This window comes from Herbidospora sakaeratensis (assembly GCF_001570525.1).
GTDB lineage: Bacteria > Actinomycetota > Actinomycetes > Streptosporangiales > Streptosporangiaceae > Herbidospora > Herbidospora sakaeratensis.
In genome coordinates, this window is record NZ_BBXC01000008.1 from 531,310 (window position 1) to 554,882 (window position 23,573).

At 70.7% G+C, this 23,573-nt stretch carries 18 protein-coding genes; 9 read left to right on the forward strand and 9 right to left on the reverse strand.

Annotated elements, in window-relative coordinates:
• Nucleotides 1-33: 33 nt before the first annotated feature.
• A complete protein-coding gene (locus AW271_RS08215; protein WP_062334342.1) occupies nucleotides 34-1,032 on the forward strand; it encodes a terpene synthase family protein in 999 nt (332 codons plus the stop codon).
• Nucleotides 1,033-1,045: 13 nt separating this feature from the next.
• Here AW271_RS08215 and AW271_RS40595 read toward each other — a convergent pair whose 3' ends face one another.
• A complete protein-coding gene (locus tag AW271_RS40595) occupies nucleotides 1,046-1,210 on the reverse strand; it encodes a hypothetical protein (RefSeq protein WP_169806296.1) in 165 nt (54 codons plus the stop codon).
• Between the two features lie 127 nt (nucleotides 1,211-1,337).
• Here AW271_RS40595 and AW271_RS08220 point away from each other — a divergent pair, with 127 nt between their 5' ends.
• Complete coding sequence (locus tag AW271_RS08220) at nucleotides 1,338-3,446, forward strand: ATP-binding protein (RefSeq protein ID WP_062334345.1); 2,109 nt, start codon at nucleotides 1,338-1,340, stop codon at nucleotides 3,444-3,446.
• Here AW271_RS08220 and AW271_RS08225 read toward each other — a convergent pair.
• Complete coding sequence (locus AW271_RS08225; RefSeq protein ID WP_062334348.1) at nucleotides 3,443-3,829, reverse strand: ankyrin repeat domain-containing protein; 387 nt, start codon at nucleotides 3,827-3,829, stop codon at nucleotides 3,443-3,445. The genes AW271_RS08220 and AW271_RS08225 overlap by 4 nt on opposite strands.
• A gap of 102 nt (nucleotides 3,830-3,931) precedes the next feature.
• Here AW271_RS08225 and AW271_RS08230 point away from each other — a divergent pair, with 102 nt between their 5' ends.
• Together AW271_RS08230 and AW271_RS08235 are read left to right on the forward strand one after the other, a co-directional pair.
• Nucleotides 3,932-4,831, forward strand: coding sequence for a proteasome assembly chaperone family protein (locus AW271_RS08230; protein WP_062334351.1), 900 nt, complete (start codon nucleotides 3,932-3,934; stop codon nucleotides 4,829-4,831).
• Nucleotides 4,824-5,834 (forward strand): Gfo/Idh/MocA family oxidoreductase, encoded by a 1,011-nt coding sequence (locus AW271_RS08235; RefSeq protein ID WP_062334354.1) that lies wholly within the window; start codon nucleotides 4,824-4,826, stop codon nucleotides 5,832-5,834. The genes AW271_RS08230 and AW271_RS08235 overlap by 8 nt, the downstream gene beginning before the upstream one ends.
• Here the strand turns inward: AW271_RS08235 and AW271_RS08240 are convergent.
• From AW271_RS08240 to AW271_RS08250, 3 genes are all read right to left on the reverse strand, one after another.
• Nucleotides 5,824-6,276, reverse strand: a complete 453-nt coding sequence (locus AW271_RS08240; RefSeq protein WP_062334356.1) for a hypothetical protein — start codon at nucleotides 6,274-6,276, stop codon at nucleotides 5,824-5,826. The two genes, AW271_RS08235 and AW271_RS08240, sit on opposite strands and share 11 nt — an antisense overlap.
• A gap of 162 nt (nucleotides 6,277-6,438) precedes the next feature.
• Complete coding sequence (locus AW271_RS08245; protein ID WP_062334359.1) at nucleotides 6,439-7,245, reverse strand: tyrosine-protein phosphatase; 807 nt, start codon at nucleotides 7,243-7,245, stop codon at nucleotides 6,439-6,441.
• A gap of 123 nt (nucleotides 7,246-7,368) precedes the next feature.
• Nucleotides 7,369-9,966: an ATP-binding protein gene (locus tag AW271_RS08250; protein ID WP_062334363.1), complete on the reverse strand. Its 2,598-nt coding sequence runs from the start codon at nucleotides 9,964-9,966 to the stop codon at nucleotides 7,369-7,371.
• Nucleotides 9,967-10,123: 157 nt separating this feature from the next.
• Here AW271_RS08250 and AW271_RS08255 point away from each other — a divergent pair, with 157 nt between their 5' ends.
• The 3 genes from AW271_RS08255 to AW271_RS08265 all read left to right on the forward strand — a co-directional run bounded on the left by AW271_RS08255 (nucleotide 10,124) and on the right by AW271_RS08265 (nucleotide 14,479).
• Nucleotides 10,124-11,278, forward strand: a complete 1,155-nt coding sequence (locus tag AW271_RS08255) for an SGNH/GDSL hydrolase family protein (RefSeq protein WP_157553965.1) — start codon at nucleotides 10,124-10,126, stop codon at nucleotides 11,276-11,278.
• Between the two features lie 69 nt (nucleotides 11,279-11,347).
• Nucleotides 11,348-12,880, forward strand: a complete 1,533-nt coding sequence (locus tag AW271_RS08260) for a choice-of-anchor I family protein (protein WP_063817909.1) — start codon at nucleotides 11,348-11,350, stop codon at nucleotides 12,878-12,880.
• An 18-nt stretch (nucleotides 12,881-12,898) separates the two neighbouring features.
• Entirely contained in the window at nucleotides 12,899-14,479 is a 1,581-nt protein-coding gene (locus AW271_RS08265) for a serine/threonine-protein kinase (protein WP_062334374.1), read from the forward strand.
• On the opposite strand, the gene AW271_RS08270 is transcribed toward AW271_RS08265, so the two are convergent.
• Nucleotides 14,480-15,124, reverse strand: coding sequence for an HAD family hydrolase (locus AW271_RS08270; RefSeq protein WP_062334380.1), 645 nt, complete (start codon nucleotides 15,122-15,124; stop codon nucleotides 14,480-14,482).
• 256 nt (nucleotides 15,125-15,380) lie between these two features.
• Between AW271_RS08270 and AW271_RS08275 the strand changes: the two genes are divergently transcribed.
• Entirely contained in the window at nucleotides 15,381-16,673 is a 1,293-nt protein-coding gene (locus tag AW271_RS08275; RefSeq protein WP_062334386.1) for an MFS transporter, read from the forward strand.
• Here AW271_RS08275 and hrpA read toward each other — a convergent pair.
• Together hrpA and AW271_RS42810 are read right to left on the reverse strand one after the other, a co-directional pair.
• Nucleotides 16,648-20,481: an ATP-dependent RNA helicase HrpA gene (hrpA, locus tag AW271_RS08280; RefSeq protein ID WP_062334391.1), complete on the reverse strand. Its 3,834-nt coding sequence runs from the start codon at nucleotides 20,479-20,481 to the stop codon at nucleotides 16,648-16,650. The genes AW271_RS08275 and hrpA overlap by 26 nt on opposite strands.
• A 48-nt stretch (nucleotides 20,482-20,529) precedes the next feature.
• A complete protein-coding gene (locus AW271_RS42810) occupies nucleotides 20,530-20,973 on the reverse strand; it encodes a winged helix-turn-helix domain-containing protein (RefSeq protein WP_063817910.1) in 444 nt (147 codons plus the stop codon).
• 109 nt (nucleotides 20,974-21,082) lie between these two features.
• Here AW271_RS42810 and AW271_RS08290 point away from each other — a divergent pair, with 109 nt between their 5' ends.
• A complete protein-coding gene (locus tag AW271_RS08290; RefSeq protein WP_245652986.1) occupies nucleotides 21,083-21,982 on the forward strand; it encodes a diacylglycerol/lipid kinase family protein in 900 nt (299 codons plus the stop codon).
• 103 nt (nucleotides 21,983-22,085) lie between these two features.
• Here the strand turns inward: AW271_RS08290 and ppgK are convergent, their stop codons facing one another.
• A complete protein-coding gene (gene ppgK / locus AW271_RS43095; RefSeq protein ID WP_063817911.1) occupies nucleotides 22,086-23,561 on the reverse strand; it encodes a polyphosphate--glucose phosphotransferase in 1,476 nt (491 codons plus the stop codon).
• Between the last annotated feature and the right edge of the window lie 12 nt (nucleotides 23,562-23,573).

Here is a 23,573-nt window from a genome sequence, read left to right on the forward strand (position 1 = left end):
GCCGACGCTGTGGACCGTGCCACAGTGCAGTGGATGGACGACTTCGGTCTCTTCCGCTCCCCGGAACAACGGCAGTACCTCGCCGCCCAGCGCATCGGGCACTGCGCCGCCCTCGCCCTGCCGCACGGACGCGGCGAAGGGCTGCGCCTCGCCGCCGACTACGTCTTCTGGTTGTTCACCTTCGACGACATGTACTGCGACGAACGTGTCCACGAGATGTCGCTCGACGCCTTCGTGCAGTTCGTCAGCAAGCTGACGCGGATCGTCGAGGCGCCGACCGCGAGGATCCTCACCGACGACCCGTGGGCCGAGGGGCTGCGCGACATCCGGTTACGGATGGAGCGGACCGCCACCCCGGTCCAGCTCGCGCGCTGGGTCGAGGAGCAGCGCAAGTACCTGTTCGGGCTGATCTGGGAGACGGCCAACCGGCTGGAGGGGCGGATCCCCCCGGTCGACGACTACGTGACCATGTGGCTCAACGCCAGCGCGTGCGGCGCCAGCGTGATGTTCGTGGACATCAGCGCGGGCTACGAGGTCAGCGCCGATGACATGGCCGACTCGAGGGTACGGGCGCTCACCGAGATGGCCAACGCGATCATCGCCTGGGACAACGACCTGATCTCCTTCAACAAGGAGTCGTACCGGCAGCACCGCTACGGCTACCCGCAGATCCAGAACCTGGTGAGCGTGCTGACCTCGGGCGGCCGGTCGGTCGAGGCGGCCTCGGCCGAGGCCGTTCGCATGCGCGACCGGGTGATGACCCTGTTCCTGCGGGTCGCCGACGAGGTGCGCGCCGACGCCTCGCCCGAGCTCGACCGGTACGTCTACGGCCTGGGCGAGTGGATCAGGGGCTATCTGGCCTGGGCGATGAGCACCGGCCGCTACCTCGACCCGCGCAACCCGACCGACCGGATCGCGGCCGATCCGGTCACGATGCCGGGCACGTGGAAGGAGCGGGCCAGCGACGACCGTCTCGACCCGCTGCCGCTGCCCGCCATCACGTGGTGGTGGGACCAGCTGGGCGCCCGGTGATCACCAGGGGTGATCACCAGTGGGGCGGGCGGTCTTCGAGGAGGCGGGCGTCGTCGTCGGACTCCCGCCACTCGCCCCACCCGTGATCGGTGTCGTCGATGGTCTGGTCGGGGAGCACCGGCAGGCCGTCGTCGGACAGGTCGACCGGGCGCAGTTCATCGGGCTGCGGCTCTGACATGCCAGCAAGCCTAGCGAAGCGCGGGCGCGGGATGAGGTATCTCCACCACGCTCCCACCGGCAAATGACATCAAAGGTACGATGCCGGAGCAGGTGCAAGCCGGAACGCGACACCCCCGTGAGGCGGCATGGCGACCCCAGCAGGTTGGCGGAGAGACGGCAATCTTCCCGCGGAGCTCACGAGCTTCGTCGGTCGGTCGCGGCTCCTGACCCAGATCAGACAGCGCATCCAGCAGTCGCGCCTGGTCACCGTGACCGGGATCGGCGGCGTCGGGAAGACCCGCACCGCCCTGCGGGTCGCCCATCAGCTGCGCCCGCAGTTCGACGACGGCATCTGGTACGTCGACCTGGCCCGCCTCCAGGACCCGTCGATGCTCCACCACACCGTCCGCACCGCGCTGGGCCTGGCCGACCAGTCGAGCCGCACCAGCGGCGACTCCCTGGCCGACTGGCTGGGCGACCGCACCGTGCTGCTGATCCTCGACACGTGCGAGCACATGGTCGACGCGTGCGCCGAGCTGATCGAAGACCTGCAGAGCCGCAACCCCAACCTGAAGGTGCTGGCCACCAGCCGGCGGTCGCTCAACGCGGCCGGCGAGTCGGTCATCCCGATCCCGCCGCTGCCGGTGCCGGGCGACGACCCGGCCGAGTCGCCCTACCACAACGACGCCGTCGAGCTGTTCCGGCAGCGGGCCACGGCCGTGGTGCCCGACTTCTCGATCGAGGAGAACAACGTCACGTCGGTCGCCGAGTTGTGCGTGCGGCTCGACGGCATCCCGCTGGCGATCGAGCTCGCGGCGGTCCGGCTGCGGGCCCTGTCGGTCGACCAGATCCTCGGGCTGCTGACCGACCGGTTCTCGCTGCTGGCGGGCGCCTCGCGCACCGCGTTACCCCGCCACCAGACCCTCCGCGCCGCGATCGGCTGGAGCCACGAGTTGTGCGAACCGGCCGAGCGCCTGCTGTGGGCGCGGTTGTCGGTCTTCGCGGGCGACTTCGAGCTCGACGCCGCGCGCTACGTCTGCGCCGGCGACACGCTGCCGCCCGACCGCATCATGGACGTCATCACCGGCCTGGTCGACAAGTCGGTGCTGCTCAGCTACAACACCGTGTCGGGCCAGCGCTACCGGCTGATCGACACCCTGCGCCAGTACGGCGAAGAGTGGCTCGACAAGCTCGGCGAGACCGACAACCTGCGCCGCCGCCACCGCGACTACTACCTCCAGCTGGCCGAACGCGGCGAGCACGCCTGGTCGGGCCCGCGTCAGGTGCACTGGTTCGTCCGGATGCGCCAGGAGCACGACAACGTCCGCACGGCCGTCGACTTCTGCCTGTCGCTGCCGGGCGAGCACCGGATCGGCCTCGAACTGCTGTCGTCGCTCTGGTTCATGTGGGTGGCCTGCGGCTTCATGCGCGAGGGCCGCCACTATCTCGAACGCGCCCTGCGGGAGTCGCGGCAGGCCAGCAAGGAACGCTGCCGGGCGTTGTGGACGCTCGCCTACGTCTGCAACATGCAGGGCGACCACGACGGCGCGACCGAGGCGGCCGAGAAGTGCTCCTCGGAGGCGCTGGAGGTCGGCGACTCGGGCGCGGTGATCTTCGCGACCAAGATGCTCGGCACCAGCGCGATGCTGAAGGGCGACTTCAAGCGGGCCACCGCGCTGCTCGGCGTGGCGATCGAGTTCCACAAGAGCGGCCGGGAGCTCAACCCGGGCCTGCTCCCGGCGGTCGCGGAGCTCGCCCTCGTGCTCACCTACCAGGGCGACTACATGGAGGCCGAGACCCTCGTCCAGGACTGCCTGAAGATCTGCAACGAGCGGGGCGAGTTGTGGATCCGCTCGTACGCGGTCTGGATCCAGGCCCTGCTGGAGATCGAGACCGGGCGGCACGACCAGGTCAAGACCAGCGCCCGGGAGGCGCTGCGCATCAAGCGGCACTTCCACGACGTACCCGGCGTGCTGCTGTGCCTCGAGACGATGGCCCGCCACGCCGCCTCGTCGGGCGAGGTCGCCCACGCGGCCTACCTGCTGGGCGCCTCGGAGCAGAACTGGCGGGCCTCGGGCCTGGCCCAGCTGGGCTCGCCCTTCCTGAGCGACGACTTCAAGCGCACGATCAAGGAGTGCCGCGAGACCCTGGGCAACCACGAGTTCGACCGGCTGTTCCTGGCCGGGCAGGCCCTGTCGCTGGAGGACACCATCGCGGTGGCGCTGGGCGAGCTGGAGATCTCCGACTCGCTCTAGGCCTCGCCGAAGATCTCCAGGGCGGTCGTGTCGCCGAACATCCGCGCGGTGTCGGCGGCCGACGGCCGGCCGGCGTGGGGGTCGGCGCCCGCCTCGAACAGGGCCCTGACGACGTCGTGGTTTTTCTTGAACACGGCCCCGGCCATGGGCAGCTGCCCCTTGTCGTTGGGCCGGCCGGGGTCGGCGCCCCGGTCGAGCAGGGCCCGCACCGTGTCGGCGTGGCCGTGGTAGGCGGCCAGCATGAGCAGGGTGTCGCCGTTGTCGTTGTGCAGGTCGACCGGCACGCCCGCGTCGACGTAGGCGACCAGTTCGGCGGTCTGCCCGGCGCGGGCGTGGCCGAACAGTCGGGTGGCGAAGTCGACGAGTTCCGGATCCGGCTCCATGCGCCCTATTGTCCAACGGTAGGGTCCCCGAAACGGCGTGGAATCGATTCACCTCGCCGTAGGTTCTGTAGATGAGACAGACCGTGAGAAAGGCTGCCAGTCGTGTACGACCCGACGGATCTCTACCGGCTCGACGGTGACGTCCCCGAGCTGACCGATCCGGTGCTGCTCTACCACTTCGAAGGCTTCGTCGACGCGGGCGGGGCCGGACGGCTGGCCCTCGGGCACCTGATGGCGGAGCTGGACCACCGGGTCGTGGCCACCTTCGACGTCGACCGCCTCATCGACTACCGTTCGCGGCGCCCGATCATGGTCTTCGACACCGACCGCTGGGTCGAGGCCGACATGCCGGAGCTGACGCTCCACCTGGCCCACGACCTGACCGGCACCCCGTTCCTGCTGCTCACCGGGCCCGAGCCCGACCGCGAGTGGGAGCTGTTCACCGAGGCGATCGGCATGCTGGCGACCCGGCTGAACATCGGCAAGATGGTGACGATCCACGGCATCCCGATGGGCGTCCCGCACACCCGCCCGATCGGCCTGACCGCCCACGGCAGCCGCCCCGAGCTGATCAACGGGCAGGTGAGCCCGTTCGGCAAGGTGCAGGTGCCCGGCAGCGTGGCGGCCCTGCTCGAACTGCGCCTGGGCTCCAAGGGCCACGACGCGCTCGGCTACTCGATCCACGTGCCCCACTACCTGGCCCAGGCGGAGTACCCGCAGGCCGCGGTGACCGCCCTCGAGGCGATCACCCGGGGCACCGGCCTGGTCTTCCCGATGGACGCCCTGCGCGATGCCGCCGACAAGACCACCGCCGAGATCGAGGAGCAGATCCAGGCCAGCGCCGAGTTGTCGGGCGCGATCACGGGCCTGGAGCAGCAGTACGACGCCTTCACCGCCGGCAAGGACAACCTGCTGGCCGAGTCGACCCCGATGCCCACGGGCGACGAACTGGCCGCCCAGTTCGAGGCGTTCCTGGCGGAGCGCGACGACCGCGATGGCTGATGACCTGAGGGTCGGCCTGGTCGGCTACGGCCCGGCCGGCGAGTTCTTCCACGCCCCGCTGATCAGGGCCACCCCGGGCCTGCGGCTGGCCGCCGTGGTGACGGGCGACCCCGAGAAGGCCGCCCGCATCGGCCCCGGCGTGGCCGTGGTCCGGCACGCCGCCGACCTCCATCCCCTGGTCGACCTGGTCGTGGTCGCCTCGCCCAACCGCACCCACGTGCCGATCGCCGGCGAGGCGCTGCGCGCCGGGCTGCCGGTCGTGGTCGACAAGCCCCTGGCCGCCACGGCCGAGGAGGCCCTGGAGCTGGCCGCGCTGGCCCGCGAGCGGGGCCTGATGCTGACGGTCTTCCAGAACCGCCGCTGGGACGGCGACTTCCTCACGATCGAGCGCCTGCGCCCCCGGCTGGGCGAGATCCGGCGGTTCGAGTCGCGCTTCGAACGCTGGCGGCCGGTCCCGAAGGGCGGCTGGCGCGAGCAGGGCGGCCCCGAAGACCTCGCCGGTCTCCTCTACGACCTGGGCAGCCACCTGGTCGACCAGGCCCTCCAGCTCCTGGGCCCGGTGACCTCCGTCTACGCCGAGGCCGACATCCGGCGCGCGGGGGTGCGGGCCGACGACGACAGCTTCATCGCCCTGACCCACGTGAACGGCGCCCGCTCCCACCTGTGGGTGAGCGCCGTCGCCGCCGACCTGGGCCCCCGGTTCCGGGTGCTGGGCTCCGAGGCGGCCTACGTGAAGTGGGGCATGGACCCCCAGGAAGACCGCCTGCGGGCGGGCCGCAGCCCCGCCGAACCGGGCTTCGGCAACGGCGAGCCGGGCTTCGTCGGCGACGAGCGGGTGCCCACCGAGCCGGGGAACTACCGCGCCTTCTACGAGGGCGTGGTCCGGGCGTTGTGGGGCGAGGGACCGCCGCCGGTGACGCCGGAGTCGGCGGCCGAGGCCCTGGTCGTCCTGCGCGCCGCCCGGGTGTCCGCCGACGAGGGCCGCGTGGTCGCTACCAGTTAGGGAACAGCGGGCCGTTCGGATCGTGGGCCGGCGAATACGCGTTGGCCGGGCGATGGTGTTTTTCGGCCGCCGACCTGAGTTCTTCGGGGAGCACCTCGCGGATCTCGGCGTAGTAGAAGCCGAGCGAGTCGAGGATCATCTCCTCGACCAGTCCCCGTAGATACGTCCTGTCGGCGTCGGGGTTCTCGGCGGCGATCTCCAGAATGAGCCCGGAGAGCCGGGAGAGCGTCGCCGCATCCTTGTTCTCGATGGCCGGCCAGAGGCGGTCCCAGAGAATCTGCAGGAATTCGCGATGGGAGAGCGGGTAGTCGGGCTCGATGAAGTCGTGCTCGCGCTCCGCCTGCTCGATGTCGGGCTCGAATTCGGGCAGCCACTGGATCATCGCGCCCCGTAGGTAGGCGATCTCGGCCGCCATCGCCTCGACGACCTCGCGGGGCGGCACGTAGTTCAGGGCCAGCTCGATCAGCGAGCCGTGGACCGGCCGCAGGCCGAACCAGCGGCGGACCCGGTTCCGGACTGCTCTGAGGTGCAGGGCGGGCTCCTCGGGTGGCCGCGCCTGGTCGGGTGGCCGGCCAGGCGGAGCCGTAACGGAGAAAAGAGCTTTTCAGTCGCGCAGGCGGGCGCGGAGGGCGGCGGTGTCGTCGGCGGTCCAGCCGTGTTCGGCGAGCCAGCCCATCGGGCCGCCGTAGCGGGTGTCGAGGATCTCCAGGAAGTGCTCGATGTACTCCGCGCGCGGGACGTGGCTGTCGGCGGGCTTGGAGTCGAGGTCGACGCGGTAGGTGTCGCTCGATCGGAGGCGCTCCAGGATCGCCGCGATGCGCTCGCCGGTGGCGACGTAGTCGGCCACGATGGCCTCCCTGGTCACTCCGGCGACCTCTTCGGCCAGGGCGCAGAGCACGCCGGTGCGGTCCTTGCCGGCGGCGCAGTGGACCAGCGCGGCGCCGTCGCCGTGGGCCATCACGCGGAGGGCGGCCACCACCGAGTCGGGGCGGTCGCGCAGGTAGCCGTAGTAGTGGCCGGTGACGCGCAGTTCGGGGTCGAGGCGCTCGGCGTCGGCCCAGGGGAGGGCGCGTTCGTCGAGTTCCTCCTCTTCGGGGTCGTCGCTGGCCGCGTCGGTGAACAGGCCGCCCTCGGCGAAGAGCGTGTGGTGGTGGATCTCCACGACCGACTCGTCGGTGAGGGGGCCGGGGCCCTCCAGCCGGACCTCGGTGTTCGACCGCAGGTCGATGACGTGGCGCAGCTTCAGCTCCGCCACCAGCAGGTTCACGTCGGCCTGAGTCAGGCTCTGCAGGTTGTCGCCGCGCAGCACCCGGCCGGAACGGGTGACGCCGCCGTCAACGGTCGGCAGGCCCCCCAGGTCCCGGACGTTGACCGCGCCTTCGAGAACTATCCAACGCCCATTCTCATTCATCACGTATGAGCCTATCTGTCTGAGCGAGACGCGCACGGCCGGAGGCCGGGTGTGGCTCGCGCCTCGGAATCTGCCCGATCAACACGTCGGCGGCGTGGCCCCCGCATGAACTCCGTACCCGGATCAGCGCGGGGGCCGGGCCTGGTCCAGGGCCTCCCTGGCGCGGCGGGCGCCGGACTCGTTGCCCAGGCGCAGGTAGATGTCCAGCGCCTGGCGGGCCGGGTGGTACGCCTCGGTCAGGCGGCCGGCCCGGATCAGCACCTCGGCCTCGGTGCGCAGCCCGCGCGCCTGCCACCACCGGTCGCCGAGGGCCTCGAAGTCCTGGACGGCCCCGCGCAGCATCAGCACCGCCTCGTCGACCCGGCCCAGGCGTTCCAGCACCCGTCCCTCGCTGACCTCCGACCGGGCCACGCCCCAGGAGTCGCCCAGTTTGGCCAGCATCTCCTTGGCGTCGCGCACGTTGGCGTGCTCGGTGAGCATGTTCGACGGGTCGCCGATCTCCCCGGCGGCGCGCAGGCTGCGGGCCTGCTCCCACTCCTCGCCCCGGTCGCGGAACGAGCGCACGGCGAACCCCAGCGCGTTGCCGGCCAGCACGAAGGTGCGTTCGGCCGCGTGGGCGTCGCCCCGGTTCAGGTGCATCCGGGCCTCGGCGGCCAGCACCTCGCCCAGGGCCCGCTGGGTCTGCGCCTCGGAGTAGCGGTTGCCGGCGCGCTGGAAGGTGGTCAGCGCCTCCTCCAGCAGTTCGCGGGCCTCGGTGTAGCCGCGCTGGGCCAGGCGCAGCTCGGCCAGGTTGCGCTGGGTGCGGGCGGTCCACCAGCCGTCTCCCCCGGCCTTGAAGGCGGTGATCGCGCCGATGAGGTAGTCCTGGCCCCGGTCGAGGTGGCCGCTGGTGAACAGGGTCATGCCGACCGCGCGCATGGCGCGGGCCGCCCACCACGCCTCGTTCTGCTCGGTCAGCAGGTCGAGGGCGCGCTGGGCGTCCTTCAGCGCCTCCTCGCCGCGGCCCACTCCCCCGGCGACGGCCGAGCGTTCGAGCAGGGCGATGCCGAGGGCGCGGGGGTCCTCCATACGTTCGGCGGCGGCGCAGATGACGTCGGCGACGGCCTGCCAGTCGGACCAGTAGGCCCGCAGCGAGTGGCACAGGGAGCAGAAGGCGCGGCCGATGCCCCAGGCCAGGTCCCACATCTCCTCGGCCTGGGCGGTGTGCACGGCCGACAGCAGCGACAGGCGTTCGGCGGAGAACCAGGTGCCCGAGGTGACCTCGGGGCTCTTCAGCACCCGGATGGCCGAGCCGGTGGCCTCGATGCGGGGCCAGGTGATCTCCTCGGCCGGGCGGGTGGCGGGGTGCGAACCGGGGCGGGGGCTCCAGTCCTGGGGCCAGCGGATGGCGGCGGCGGCCTCGGCGCGGCGGCGGTAGCCGTAGAGGACTCGTTCCAGGGCGGCGTGCCGGGCGGGGGCGTGGTCGGCGCGTTGTTCCTGGGCGAACAGGCGGACCAGGTCGTGGAGGCGGTAGCGGGTCTGGCCGGTCAGGTCGCGGCCGGTCACCTCGGCGAGGTGGCTGGCCACCAGCGCCTCGATCTGGTCGGCCCCGTCGGTCTCGGAGACGTCGAGCAGGTCGCCGGCCACCCAGTCGGGCACGTCGGGGGCGGGGAAGCGGGCCAGCAGGCGTAACAGGCGGCGCTGGGTGCCGGTGCACTCGTCGTAGGACAGCTGCACCGAGGCCCGTACGCTCTTGTCGATCTCGCGGCCGACCTCCAGCTGGTCGAGGCGGCGGCGTTCGTCTTCGAGGCGGTCGTACAGGTCGGAGAGGGACCAGTGGGTGCGGGTGGCCAGGCGGCCGCCGCAGATGCTGATGGCCAGGGGCAGCCGGTCGCAGGCCCGGACGATGCCGAGCGCGGCGTCGAGGTCGGCCGCCACCCGCTCGGAGCCGGCCAGCCGGGCCAGCAGCTCGACGCCCTGGGCCTCGGTGAACGCCTGCACCTGGGCGTCGTAGGTGTTGCGCAGCATCAGCGACTTGCGCGAGGTGACGATGACGGCGCAGCGCGGCTCGGTCGGGATCAGGTCCTTGATCTGGTCGCCGTCCTGGGCGTTGTCGAGGAAGATCAGCAGGCGCCGGCCGGTGGTCCACGTCCACCAGAGTTTCTGCAGTTCGCGCAGGCTGCCGACGTCGGTGGTGAGGCGGGCGCCCAGGGCCCGCAGGAAGGCCATCAGCACCTCCTCGGGCCGCACCGCCTCGTCGGCGCCGCGCAGGTCGAAGTAGAGCTGGCCGTCGGGGTAGCGGCCGACCATCTCGTGGGCGAACCGGGAGGCCAGCGCCGACTTGCCGACGCCGCCCTGGCCGTAGAGGGAGGCGACCGTCGGGGAGTCGCCGTCGCGGCGGCCGAACAGCTCGCGCAGCTCGGCGAGGAGGTCGGCCCGGCCGGTGAAGTGGGCGATGACCGGCGGGAGTTCGGCCGGGACGGGCGTGCCGCCCGGCTTGGCCTTGCGTTCGCGGCGGCCCGAGGGGTCGGCGGTGGCCCAGGCGAGCACCCCGGCGAGCGCGGCGGCCACCCCGGTGATGCCGATGCCCGCCGCGACGGGGAGGTCCCAGATGTTGGTGACGGCCGCCATGGCGCTGGCGACGGCGGCCACGATCCCGATGGCGGCCGGGGCGGCGGCGGACGAGCGGCGCTTCGACGGCAGACGATCGTCGTTGTCGTCGTCGCGGGAGGCTTCCGACATCCTGGGGGTCCCCTCACGAAAGTGATCTAGTCAGGATTCAAGCACGCCTGTCACCATTCATCCGCAACTAACGGTCTCCTGGGCTAAATGGCCGTAATGTATGGCGTCTCAGCGATCAAACGTTCAGGGGAGATGAATGTCGCGGCCGGTCGTCCGGGTGATCGTTCTGGTATCGGTGCTGGTCGCGGGGTTACTCGCGCCCGGGCAGGCCGTCGCCGCGCCGAGGACCCACCTGGTGGGCACCTGGTCGGCCGCGACCGACCGGCTGCCGACCGCGATCGGCGGGCAGACCGTGCGCATGATCGTCCGGCTCTCCGCGGGCGGCTCGGGGCTGCGGCTGCGGTTGTCGAACCTGTACGGTCCGGCTCCGATCGTGCTGCGGTCGGTGCACGTCGGCCGCCAGGCCTACGGGGCGGAGATCGAGACCGGCACCAACACGCCGGTGTTGTTCGGCCGCCGGAACTACGTCCGGATCCCGGCGGGCAAGGCGGTGTGGAGCGATCCGCTGCCCAAGAGGTTCGCCGCCGGGAGCGACCTGGTCGTCAGCGTGTTCGTGCCCGGCAACCACGCGCGGGTGACGGGGCACGAGAGGGCGTACGCGACGACCTTCCTGTCCGACCCGGGCGACCACGCGGCCAAGGACGACGGGTTCCAGTTCAGCTACACCAGCACGCAGTGGTACTTCCTCGACCGCGTCGCCGTCACCGCCCCCGCGACGGTGCCCGCCGTGGTGGCCATCGGCGACTCGCTGACCGACGGCGCGGGCCAGCCGACCGACTCCAACCGCCGCTGGACCGACTTCCTCAGCCAGCGGCTGCGGGGCCGGGCCTCGGTGCTGAACGTCGGCATCTCGGGCAACCGGCTGCTCCGGCCCGTCACGGGCGCCAGCGTGCTGCAGCGGTTCAGCCGCGACGCGCTCGGCCAGCCGGGCGTGAAGACGGTCGTGGTGTTCTCCGGCATCAACGACATCTGCAAGGGCGACTACACCTCGGCGGGGCCGCTGATCGCGGCGTACAAGAGGCTGATCAAGCTGGCGCACCGGCAGAAGGTGCGCGTCGTCGGCGCCACGCTGACGCCCTTCTACGGCTACCCCGCGTGGAGCGAGGAGCGGGAGGCGGTGCGGCAGCAGGTCAACCGGTGGATCCGCACCAGCGGGGCGTTCGACGCGGTCGCCGACTTCGACGCGGCGCTGCGCGACCCCACCTATCCCGACCAGTTGCGGGTCTCCTATGATTCGGGCGACCACATCCACCTGAGCGACGCGGGCCGGCGGAAACTGGCCTATTCACTCCGGCTGTCCCAGATCGTCTGAGACGTCCGGTTAACGCGTGGGCCACCGCGCCGTCAGCGCCGGTTCACGCTGCTTCGCCACGCTTCGCGCATGCACAACAGGACCCTCCTCCTCACCGGCGCGCTCGTCGCCGGGCTGCTCGTCGCCACGCCCGCGGCCGCGACCCCCGGCAAGGGCATCACGCTGCAGTTCCTCGGCCGGTACACCACCGGCGCCTTCGACGCCGGCGCGTCGGAGATCACCGCGTACGACGCGAAGACCCGCCGCGTCTTCGTCGTCAACGCCCAGGACGGCACCGTCGACGTGCTCGACATCCGCGACCCGAGGGCCCCCAAGAAGGTCGGCACCCTGCAGACCCCCGGCGCCAACAGCGTCGCGGTCAAGAACGGCCTCATCGCCGTCGCCCAGCAGGCCGACGACAAGACCAAGCCGGGCACGGTCGGCTTCTTCTCGGCCACCACCCTGAAGAAGCTGCGCTCGGTGACCGTCGGCGCGCTCCCCGACATGCTGACCTTCACCCCCGACGGCTCCAAGGTGCTCGTCGCCAACGAGGGCGAGCCGGCCGGCTACTGCGAGGGCGACGTCGACCCCGAGGGCTCGATCAGCATCGTGGACGTCCGCCGCGGGTCGGTGAAGACCGCCGACTTCAAGAAGTACATCGGCAGGGAGGACCGGCTCCGCGCCCAGGGGATCAGGATCTACGGCCCCAGGGCCAACGCCGCCCAGGACTTCGAGCCCGAGTACATCACCACCGACAAGCACGGCCGCACCGCCTGGGTCTCGCTCCAGGAGAACAACGCGTTCGCGATCGTCGACCTGCGCTCGGGCCGGGTCGAGGACGTCGTGCCGCTGGGCCTGAAGGACCACAACCGCCCCGGCGCCGGCCTGGACGCCTCCGACAAGGACGGCAAGATCAACATCGTGTCGCGTCCGGTCAAGGGCATGTACCAGCCCGACGCGCTGGCCTCCTACCAGTCGCACGGCCGCACCTACGTCGTGGCCGCCAACGAGGGCGACGCCCGCGACTGGGAGTGCTTCGCCGAGGAGGTCCGCGTCAAGGACCTCACGACCACGCTCCCCGACGCGCTGAAGGCCGACGCCGAGCTCGGCCGGCTGACCGTCAGCTCGACCTCGCCGAAGAACGCCCAGGGCGTCACCACCGAGCTGCACGCCATGGGCGCCCGCTCGATCTCGATCCGCGATGAGGACGGCCGCCTGGTGTGGGACTCGGGCGACCAGATCGAGAAGCTCGTCGCCACGGAGCTCCCGGCCGAGTTCAACGCCGACCAGGAGAACAAGAGCTTCGACTCGCGCAGCGACAACAAGGGCCCCGAGCCCGAGGGCGTGACCGTCGGCGACGTCAGGGGCCGCACCTACGCCTTCGCCGGCCTGGAGCGCGTCGGCGGCGTCGTCGCCTTCGACGTGACCGACCCCCGCCACCCGAGGATCGCCGACTACGTCAACAGCCGGAACTTCGCCGGTGACGTCGAGGCCGGCACCGGCGGCGACTCCGGCCCCGAGGGCGTGCTGTTCGTGCCCGCCTCCGACAGCCCGACCCGCAAGCCGCTGCTCGTGGTGGGTCACGAGATTTCCGGTACGACGGCGATCTACGAGATCCGGTAAAGGTCTACCGTTTGGGGCATGGTGACCCCGCTCGACCCCGACGACCCGCGCTCCCTGGGCGAATACCGGCTGACCGGACGCCTCGGGGAGGGCGGGCAGGGGGTCGTCTACCTGGGCGTCGCGCCGTCGGGCGGCCACGTGGCGGTCAAACTGCTGCGCGGGGCCGACGACGGCGTCCGCCACCAGTTGGGCCGGGAACTGGCCGCCCTGCGGAACGTGGCCCCGTTCTGCACGGCGCGGGTGCTGGCGGCCGACGTGGCCGGGCGGCGGCCCTACGTGGTCTCGGAGTACGTCGACGGCCCCTCGCTCCAGGAGCGGGTCTCCTCGGCGGGCCCCCTGACGGGCGGGGAGCTCGACCGGCTCGCCGTCGGGACGGCGACGGCCCTGGCGGCCATCCACGCGGCCGGGGTGGTGCACCGGGACTTCAAGCCCGGCAACGTGCTGCTGGGCCCCGACGGGCCCCGCGTGGTCGACTTCGGCATCGCCCGGCCGAGCGAGAGCGAGACCATCACCGGCGGCCCGATCGGCACGCCCGCCTACATGGCCCCCGAGCAGATCGCCGGCCAGCGGGCCTCGGCGGCCTCCGACGTGTTCGCGTGGGGCGCGACCATCATCTACGCCGCGACCGGGCGGGCGGCCTTCGGCGCCGACTCGGTCGCGTCGGTGCTGCACCGCATCATGACCGTGGACCCCGACGTGTCGGGCGTGCCCGCCCCGCTGCGCGGCCTGGTGGCCCGGTGCGTGGCGAAGGACCCTGCGGCCCGGCCGTCGGCCCGTGACCTGCTGCTGACGCTGGTGGGCGCGGCCCCCGACCCGTTACGGGCGGGCGAGGCGGCGGCCCACGGGATGCCTCCGCGACCAGACGACCCGGCAGCCCGCCACGGCTCCGGATTCGACAGGCCCGCCGCTTTCGGTAACCCCGTCGCTTTCGGCACCGGGCCGAGTGATCCTCGGGCTTCGAGTGATCCGGCGCCCGGCCTTTGGGCCGACGACCCCGACCGGCGGCGGTTCACCGAGCCGCCCGCGTGGGCGGGGCACTCGACGCAGGGTCCCGGCGCCGCGCCGCCGGCGACGCCCCCCGCCAACCGGAAGGCGCTGGCGTTCGCGTTCGCCGCGCTGGGAGCGGCGCTGTTCGCGGCCGCCGCCGTCTTCGTGCCGCAACTGCTCTCCCCCGACCGGGAGCCCACGGTCGTGAGGACGACGTCGACGCCCACGGAGGTCAGGACCTCCGCGCCGCCGCCCCGGGAGATCGACCCCACGGCCTCCCCGTCCACCGACGCGGGCTCGGGCATCCCGGAGGCGTTCGACGGCAGGTGGGAGGGGCACATCGTGCCGTCCAACCCCGTCATGAGCGAGCACGACGTCTCCGTCGACCTCGACGCGGGCGAGACCACCGGCAGGTGGTCGGAGGACCCGTGCGAGGGCACCCTCACGCTCACCTCGGCGTCGGCCCAATCGGCCGAGTTCCGGCTCGACGGGCTCGGCGGGCAGTGCGTGCCGGGCACCGTGGTGCTGACCCTGAAGGACGGCAAGGCCGAGTACGTCTGGAACGACGACCTCGGCCTGCTCTCCTACACCGGCACGCTGACCCGCCGCTAGCTAACGGAGCCGTTCGGCCAGCTCGGTCAGGCTGTCGACGATCATGTCGGCCTTGGCGGCGTCGTCGCGGCGGGCGTGCAGAAAACCCCACGGGCCACGGCGCAGCAGCGCGGTCTTCATCCCGGCCGCCAGCGCGGGCAGCACGTCGTTGTCCACCCGGTCGCCCACGTAGAGGATCTCGTCGGGCGCGCGGCCGGTCACGGCCACGACCTTGGCGAAGAACGCGGGGTCGGGCTTGGAGACGCCCCAGCCGGCGCTGGTGTAGATGCCGTCGTGGGGCAGGTCCATGACGACCAGCTGGTCGTACGCCTGGATGGGCTGGTTCCCGGCGATGACGACCTGGTAGCCGCCGTCGCGCATCGCGGCCAGCGACGACCGCACGTCGGGGTAGAGGTCGTCGGCGTCGAAGTTCTCGCGCAGGCCGTCGGGGTCGTCCTTCTCCCAGGCGGCGAGTTCGGCGGAGAGGTCGATGCCGGGGCGGACCAACTCGAAGGCGGCGCGGTAGGAGCCGTTGGTGGCGGCCATGGCTCCCAGCGCGCCCATCAGGGTCATCGGGGTGACGCCGAGGCGGACCGCCCAGCGCGTCCAGATGCGCGTCTCGTCGATCAACGTCTCCCCGACGTCGAGCACCACAGACCTGATCATTTTTCCCCCTCCACGAACGACCACCCACCCTATATGGCCGACATCGGCAGATCATGACGACAGGTCGGCCGACGACGTGATTTACCACGATTAACCAAGAGACTTTTCCCATTTCCTCCTTTACCGACATTGGAGGCGAAGCACAAAAAAATTTCCAACGCTTCCCTTCTCGCGATAGCTTGCGATATAAATCACACAGACCGAGGGCCACACGAGCCACGAAAAGCCACTCCAAGAACAGGCGACCACTCAGCTCATGCATTTCAATATCGGCCGGTTGGCAATGTGGTGTGGCGGGCTGACCCAGACGTCTTTCTGCCTGCTTGAGCTGAGTGTTCCTCTGGTCGCATTGATGAACGGCCACTCGCCGCTCACGATGGGGTTACTGCTCTCCGTCTCCATGATCAGCAGGCTCGTCGCCACTTTCCCGGCCGGCCTGTACATTGAGAAGTTAAGCCCTTTCAGCGTGCTCAACTGGAGCAACGGCATCCAGGCGATCGTGATCGTCCTGCTGATGTGGGCCGGCGACGCCGGAAATCTGAACATGACGAGTCTCATCGTCTATTCCGTTTCCAGCGGGTTCATCGGAGCCTTCACATCAACCGCCGGCACCAGAATGTTGTCCAGCATAAGAAGCCGCCGGTCAGAGGGAAGCGGCGCCGATCGCTACGAAATGATCATCCAGGGAGCCAACGTGGCAGGGCGCCTCGTCGGCGTCTGCCTGATGGTCCTCGACCCGGCCGCCGGATTGGCCGCCGGCACGATCATGTCTGTGGCGGCGCTGCTGATCGGGGCGGAGGCCGCGAAGTACCAATCGCCCGTCTACTCCCCCGCACGCAGGAGTCTCCCCGACGCCGTCGACGGACTGCGCCACATAGGCGCCGACTCCTTCCTGACCACGGCGCTGTGGGTTGTCCTGATGACGACGATGACGGCGCAGGCACTCACCATCGATCTCCTCTCGACGCTCGCCGGCGATCCGATGGTGACCGGTCTCATCGTCGCCATGGCGCCGTTCGGAGGGCTCGTCGGGGCCCGCCTGGCCCGCTATCGCAAGAGGTTCGGGTGGCGTCTCGAACGTCTCACCAGTCGTGGACGATGGCCGCGGCAACGGCAGGTCCAGTGGGCGCTGGCTTCCGGGTTCGCCCTGGTGGGCCCCAATCGCTCGATCCTTATCGTGCAAGCCTGGGTCTGGGTGGTCGTCCTGCTGCTCCCCGTGGAGAACACGTGGCGACTTGGCTTCGGATTGTTCACGATGGGATTCATCGGCACGATCGCCAATGTGTCGATTATGACGGTGATCGAACACCGCGTGGAGGAAGGCAAACGCGGACCGGTTCATGCTGCGATACGCCTCGCGGCAGTGGCCGGTCTCATTCTGGGTCCCACCATAGGCGGCTTTCTGGCTGCTCAAACGGGAGAGACGGGCACTTCGTCTTCTCTCGCGGTAGCCATGCTCGCGGCCACGGTAACAGGTACCGTGGCCCATCTATGGCGGGGCAGAAAACGTCACGTATGCGTGCCTACAGCTGGGCCATCGCCTTTCTGATGCGTTTCTCCGACACGGGGGTCGGGGTGCCCAACTGCTGGGCGAAGAAGCTGACCCGGAGTTCCTCCAGCATCCACCGGATCTCGCCGACCGCCGGGGCGTCGCGGCGGGCCGGGGGCAACCCCGCGACCAGGTCGCGGTAGTCGTCTTCGAGGTCGTGGAGCTGGTGCATCAGGGTGCGGTCGCGGTGGACGTCGTCGGCCAGCTTCTCCAGCCGCCGTTCGACGGCCCGCAGGTAGCGGTGCAGGTCGGGCAGGCGCGAATAGCCGGTCTCCAGGACGAAGCCGGGGTAGACGAGCGACGAGAGCTGGTCGTTGACGTCGGCGACGATGTCGGGCGGGCCCTGGAGCCGGTTCTGGACGGCGTGCCAGACGCCCAGCACCTTCTCGACCCGCGTCACCGTCTCCCAGGTCACGGCGTAGAGGTCGGCGCGGACCTGGTCGAGGAGGGTGGTGAAGGCCGGTTCGTCCCACGCCGGGCCCTTGGCGTCGGTGATGAGCTTGTCGGCGGCGCAGGCGACGCAGTCGTCGAACAGGGCGGGGGCGCCGCCGTGGGGGCTTCGGGAGAGCGACAACTTCTCGGCCGTCGACAGGCCGCGCAGGATCTGCTTCGCCGGGTTCACCACGTTGAGCAGCACCAGCCTGCGGGTGCCGGCCCACATGGCGCGCTCCTGTTCGGCGACGGTCTCGTACATGCGGACCGAGACGCTGGTCGTCTGGTCGGTCAGGGCCGGATAGGCCTTGAGGCGGCCCTGTTCGAAGACCTTCGGGAGGGCGCCGACGGTCCACGACGTGAGGCCGGTGCGCTCCAGGTTGTCGGCCGCCTCCGACAGGGTCTCGCGGATCTTCGGGGCGAGGCGGCGCTTGAGGCCCTGGAGGTCCTTGTCCTCGCCGACCATGCGCCGTTTGTCGTCGACGACCCGGTAGGTGACCCGCAGGTGGTCGGGCAGGGCCTCGACGTTCCACGCGTCGCGGGGCACGGCGACGCCGGTCTGCCGCAGCAGCTCGCGTTCGAGGGCGTCGAGCAGCGGCTCGCTGCCGGGCCTCACCTGGGCGAGCACGGCCTTGGCGTAGTTGGGGGCCGGCACGAAGTTGCGGCGCAGGTGCTTGGGCAGCGACCGGATCAGGGCCGTGACGAGCTCTTCGCGCAGGCCGGGGATCTGCCAGTCGAGGCCCGCGTCGGTCACCTGGTTGAGCACCGACAGCGGCACGTGGACGGTCACGCCGTCGGCCTCGGTGCCGGGTTCGAACTGGTAGGTCAGCCGCATGCGGTGGCCGCCCTGGCGGACGGCGTCGGGGTAGTCCTGCGCGGAGACGCCGGAGTTCTCGTTGACCAGCATCTCGGGCGTGAAGGTCAGCGACGACTTGTCGGGCTGCTTCTTCCACCACGCGTCGAAGTGGGCGCCGGAGACGACGTCGGAGGGGATGCGCTGGTCGTAGAAGTCGAACAGGGTCTCGTCGTCGACGACGATGTCGCGCCGCCGGGCCTTCTCCTCCAGCTCGGCGGCCTCGGCGAGCAGCTTGCGGTTCTCGTGGAAGAACTTGTGGTGGGTGCGCCAGTCGCCCTCGACCAGGGCGTTGCGGACGAACAGCTCGCGGGCCAGCTCGGGGTCGATGCGGCCGTAGTTGACCTTGCGCTCGGTGACGATCGGGACCCCGTACAGGGTGACCTTCTCGTAGGCCATCACGGCGGCCTGGTCCTTCTCCCAGTGGGGTTCGCTGTAGGTGCGTTTGACCAGGTGCTGGGCGAGCGGCTCGATCCACGACGGCTCGATCTTGGCGTTCACCCGGGCCCACAGGCGCGAGGTCTCGACCAGCTCGGCCGACATGACCCACTGGGGCTGCTGCCGGGCCAGTGCCGAGCCGGGGAAGATGGCGAACCGGGCGTTGCGGGCGCCGATGTACTCGGTCATCGGGCGGCGGCCGCCCGGCTGGTCCTTCTTGGCGACGTCCTTCACGCCGATGTGCGACAGCAGACCGGCCAGCAGCGACAGGTGCACCCGCTGCGGGTCGGCGTCGGCGGTGTTGACGACCACGCCGAGGCTGCGGGCGACCGAGCGGAGCTGGGCGTCGATGTCCTGCCACTCGCGCACGCGCAGGTAGTTGAGGTATTCGGCCTTGCACAACCGCCGGAACGCGCTCGACGACAGTTCCTTCTGCTGTTCGCGCAGGTAGCGCCACAGGTTCAGGTAGGTCAGGAAGTCGGATTCCTTGTCGGCGAAGCGCCGGTGCTTCTCGTCGGCGGCCTGCTGCTTGTCGGCGGGCCGCTCGCGCGGGTCCTGGATCGACAACGCCGCCGTGATGATCATCACTTCGCGGGCGCAGCCGTTGGTCTGGGCCTCCAGCACCATGCGGGCCAGGCGGGGGTCGACCGGGAGCTGGGCGAGCTTGCGGCCCATCGGGGTCAGGCCCGTGTTGTCGAGGGCGCCGAGCTCCTGGAGCAGGTTGACGCCGTCTTTGACCTGGCGCTGGTCGGGCGGCTCGACGAACGGGAACGCCGAGATGTCGCCCAGGCCCAGGCTGGTCATCTGGAGGATGACGCTGGCCAGGTTGGTGCGCAGGATCTCGGGGTCGGTGAACTCGGGGCGGCCGGTGAAGTCCTCCTCGTCGTAGAGGCGGATGCAGATGCCGTCGCTGGTACGCCCGCAGCGGCCCTTCCGCTGGTTCGCCGACGCCTGCGAGATGGGCTCGATGGGGAGGCGCTGCACCTTCAGCCGGTGGCTGTAGCGCGAGATGCGGGCGGTGCCGGGGTCGATGACGTACTTGATGCCGGGCACGGTCAGCGAGGTCTCGGCGACGTTGGTCGCCAGCACGATCCGGCGGCGCGACCCCCGCTGGAACACCTTGTGCTGCTCGCCGGCCGACAGGCGGGCGTAGAGCGGCAGCACCTCCTCGCGGCGGTTCTTCAGCGCCTCGGCGGTGTCGCGGATCTCGCGTTCGCCGCTGAGGAAGACCAGGATGTCGCCCGGCCCCTCGGCGACCAGTTCGTCGACGGCCTCGACGATGGCCTGGGTCTGGTCGTCGGTCTCGTCCTCGATCGGGCGGTAGCGGACCTCGACCGGGTAGGTGCGGCCGCTGACCTCGATGATCGGGGCGTCGTCGAAGTGGCGCGAGAACCGTTCGGGGTCGATGGTCGCCGAGGTGATGACGACCTTCAGGTCGGGGCGCTTGGGCAGCAGCTGCTTCAGGTAGCCGAGGATGAAGTCGATGTTGAGGCTGCGCTCGTGGGCCTCGTCGATGATGAGGGTGTCGTACTGGCTGAGGAAGCGGTCGGTCTGCATCTCGGCCAGCAGGATGCCGTCGGTCATCAGCTTGACCAGCGTGTTGTCGCTCGAATGGTCGGTGAACCTGACCTTGTAGCCGACCGCCTCGCCCAGCTCGATGTCGAGCTCTTCGGCGATGCGCTCGGCGACCGTGCGGGCGGCGAGCCGGCGTGGCTGGGTGTGCCCGATCTGGCCCTGTACGCCCCTCCCGAGCTCCAGGCAGATCTTGGGCAGCTGGGTGGTCTTCCCGGACCCCGTCTCCCCCGCGACGATCACGACCTGGTGGTCGCGGATGGCGGCGAGCAGGTCGTCTCTGCGCTGGCTGACGGGCAGCTGCGCAGGGTAACCGATCGCCGGCCTCGCCTCGCGGCGGGCGGCGACCCTCGCCTCGGCGGTCTCGACCTCGCCCGACAACTCGGTGAGGATCTTCTGGCGGGCCTTGGGGTCGCGTACCTTGCGCACGCCGTCGACGCGGCGGCGCAACCGCCGCTGGTCGCGCAGCATCAGGCCGGACAGGCGGGTCTGGAGATCGGAGAGCGTGTTCATCCCATCCTCAAGGATAGGCAGCCTGCCCGGCCCTCCAGCCAATGGTTTTTACCCGGCGTACTTGTAACCCACGTTACGCACCGTGACGATCCGGGCCGCGTGCCGGCCCAGCTTGCGGCGCAGTCGCAGGATGTGGACGTCGACCGTGCGGGCGCCGGCGTCGTCGTAGCGGTCCCAGACGGCGGCGAGGAGCTGGCGGCGGTTGTAGACGCGGCCCGGCGCGGCGGCCAGGTAGTCGAGCAGCTCGAACTCGCGGTAGGTCAGGTCGATCTCGGCGCCGTCGGCGGTGACGGTGCGGCTGTCGCGGTCGATCTCGATCTCGCGCCGGGGGCGCGGGGCCGCCGAGGTGTCGCCGACCAGGTAGCCGACGACGACCAGGGAGGCGCCGGTCTCGGGCACGGGGATGACGCCCAGCACGGCGCCTTCGCCGGGGTCGGCTCCGGCGGTGTCGCGCTGGCGAGCCATGAGATCGATGACTGTCGCATGGGTCATGGTCGTCCCCTTTCCTCGTCGTTGCCGAGAACAATACCACCTATACAAGTAGGAATTAAGGGTTGGGGGCTGTGGCATGTGCGGCACTTTGGCGGGTAGCAAGGCGCGCGTGAAGACGATCGCTGTTGTCGCGCATCAGAAGAAGACGCTCGGCGGGGGTCTCGACCGCCTCCGGTCGCTGCTGGCCGAGCATCACGACGGTGAGCTGCTCTGGTACGAGGTCCCGAAGAGCAAGAAGGCCCCGAAGGCCGCCAAGGCCGCCCTCAAGAAGGGCGCGGAACTGGTCTTCGTGTGGGGCGGCGACGGGACCGTGCAGCGTTGTGTCGACGTGCTGGCCGGCTCGAAGGCCGCGGTGGCCATCCTGCCCGCCGGCACCGCCAACCTCCTGGCCCGCAACCTGGGCGTGCCGACCGACCTCGAAGAGGCGGTCCGGATCGGGTTCCACGGCCGCCGCGAACGGCTCGACCTGGGCCGGCTCAACGGCGAGCACTTCGCCGTGATGGCCGGGGCCGGGTTCGACGCCGAGATGATCGCCGACGCCGACCGGGGCCTGAAGGAGCGGATGGGCAAGCTCGCCTACTGGTGGACGGGCCTGCGGCACGCCGGGTCGAGCGTGGTGGCCACCAGCATCGACCTCGACGGCGAACGCTGGTTCGAGGGCGACGCCTCCTGCGTGTTGTTCGGCAACGTCGGCACGGTCGGCGGCGGCATCGAGGCGTTCGACGACGCCAAGCCCGACGACGGGTGGCTGGAGGTCGGCGTGTCCACGGCCAAGGGGCCGATCGAGTGGGCGCGCACCCTCGGCCAGATGTCGTCGGGGCGGTCGGACGAGTCGCCGTTCCTGCGCATCACCCGGGCGCGGAAGGTGACGGTCCGGTTCGCGGCGCCGACGACGTACGAGATGGACGGCGGCGCCCGCGGACGGGCGACCAAGCTGAAGGTCAAGATCGTCCCGAAGGCGATCACCTTCTGCGTGCCGGACGCGGCGCCCTTCGCGAAGAGCGCCTGAACAGCCTTCGGGGTGCCGCCTGGTCTCCAGGTCGGCACCCCGGTGCCGTCACCTCACGGACGTAATAAGGGCCCGGCCGGCTCCATCTGGCCGGGACCCCGGATCAGCCCCTCATCCGGCGCGACCCGTTGGAGCGCTTCGGCGTCGCCGACCGGCGGGTGGTGCCCCCGGCCGAGCGGGTGGTGCGGCGCGCGGTGGCCGACGGGGTGCCGTTCGACCGGCTCGTCGAGCGGGCCGGTGACGTCCGCGTCGAGCGGCTCGTGGTGGAGCGGCCCGACTTCGGGGTCCCGTTCGAGCCGCTCTTCGCGGTGAACCGGCCCGACGTGGAACGGCTCGGCGTCGAACGGCTGGTCGTGCCGGTCTTCTGGGCCGTGGTCGAACGGCCGGTGGTCGAACGGCCGGTGGTCGAACGGCCGGTGGTCGAACGGCTCGGCGTGGCGCGGCTGGTCGTGCCCGTCTTCCGGGCCGTGGTGGAGCGGCTCGTGGTGGAGCGCCCGGTGGTCGAACGGCTCGGCGTGGCGCGGCTGGTCGTCGAACGGCTGGTCGTCGAACGGCTGGTCGTGCCGGTCTTGCGCGCCGGGGTCGAACGGGTGGTTGAGCGGCCGGTGGCCGAGCGGCCCGTGGTGCTTCTCGACGTACCGGAAGCGGCTCGGCGGGCCGTCGTGGTCCCGGACCTGGTCCCGGACCTGGACGAGGTGCCGCGGTTCGGGGTGGTCGCGGCGGACCTGCGGGCGGCACTGCGGGTCGCGCCCGTGGTGGCGCGGGCGCCGCGGGGCCGCGAGGTGGTCGAGGTGGTGCGCCGTGCGGTGGTGCGGCGCGAGGTCGCCGGGCGCGACGGCTTCAGGGCCATGGTCTCCTCGGCGGCCAGGGCCGCGCCGATGATGCCGGCCTCGTTCAGGAGCTTGGCCGGGACGACCGGGGTCCGCAGGTCGACCATGGGCAGGTACTTGTCGCTCTTCTTGCTGATGCCGCCGCCGAGGATCATCATGGCGGGGCTGAAGAGCATTTCCATGTGGCGCAGGTACTGGCCGATGCGCTTGGCGTATTTTCCCCATGACATGTTGCGTTTGTCGCGGGCGGCGTCGGACGCCCTGGACTCGGCTTCCTTACCCTTGAGTTCGAGATGGCCGAACTCCGTGTTGGGCACCAGCTTGCCGCCCATGAAGAGGGCGCTGCCGATGCCGGTGCCGATGGTCATGACCAGGACGACGCCCTGGTTGTTCTTGCCCGCGCCGAAGGCCATCTCCGCCATGCCGGCGGCGTCGGCGTCGTTGAGGACCATGACGCTGTCGAGTTTCTTGCCGAAGAGCTTGTTGGCGTTGACGCCGATCCACGACTTGTCGACGTTCGCGGCGGTGCGGATCACTCCGTCGACCACCACCCCCGGGAACGTGATGCCGACCGGACCGGTCCATTGGAAATGGTCGACGAGTTTGGCCACGACCTCCGCGACCGCCTTCGGGGTGGCCGGCTGCGGGGTCGGAATCCGGTGGCGGGCCCCGACGAGTTCGCCCGTTTTCGTGTCAACGGGCGCGCCCTTGATTCCGGAGCCGCCGATGTCGATACCGAGAACGTTCATACTCGGAGCGTT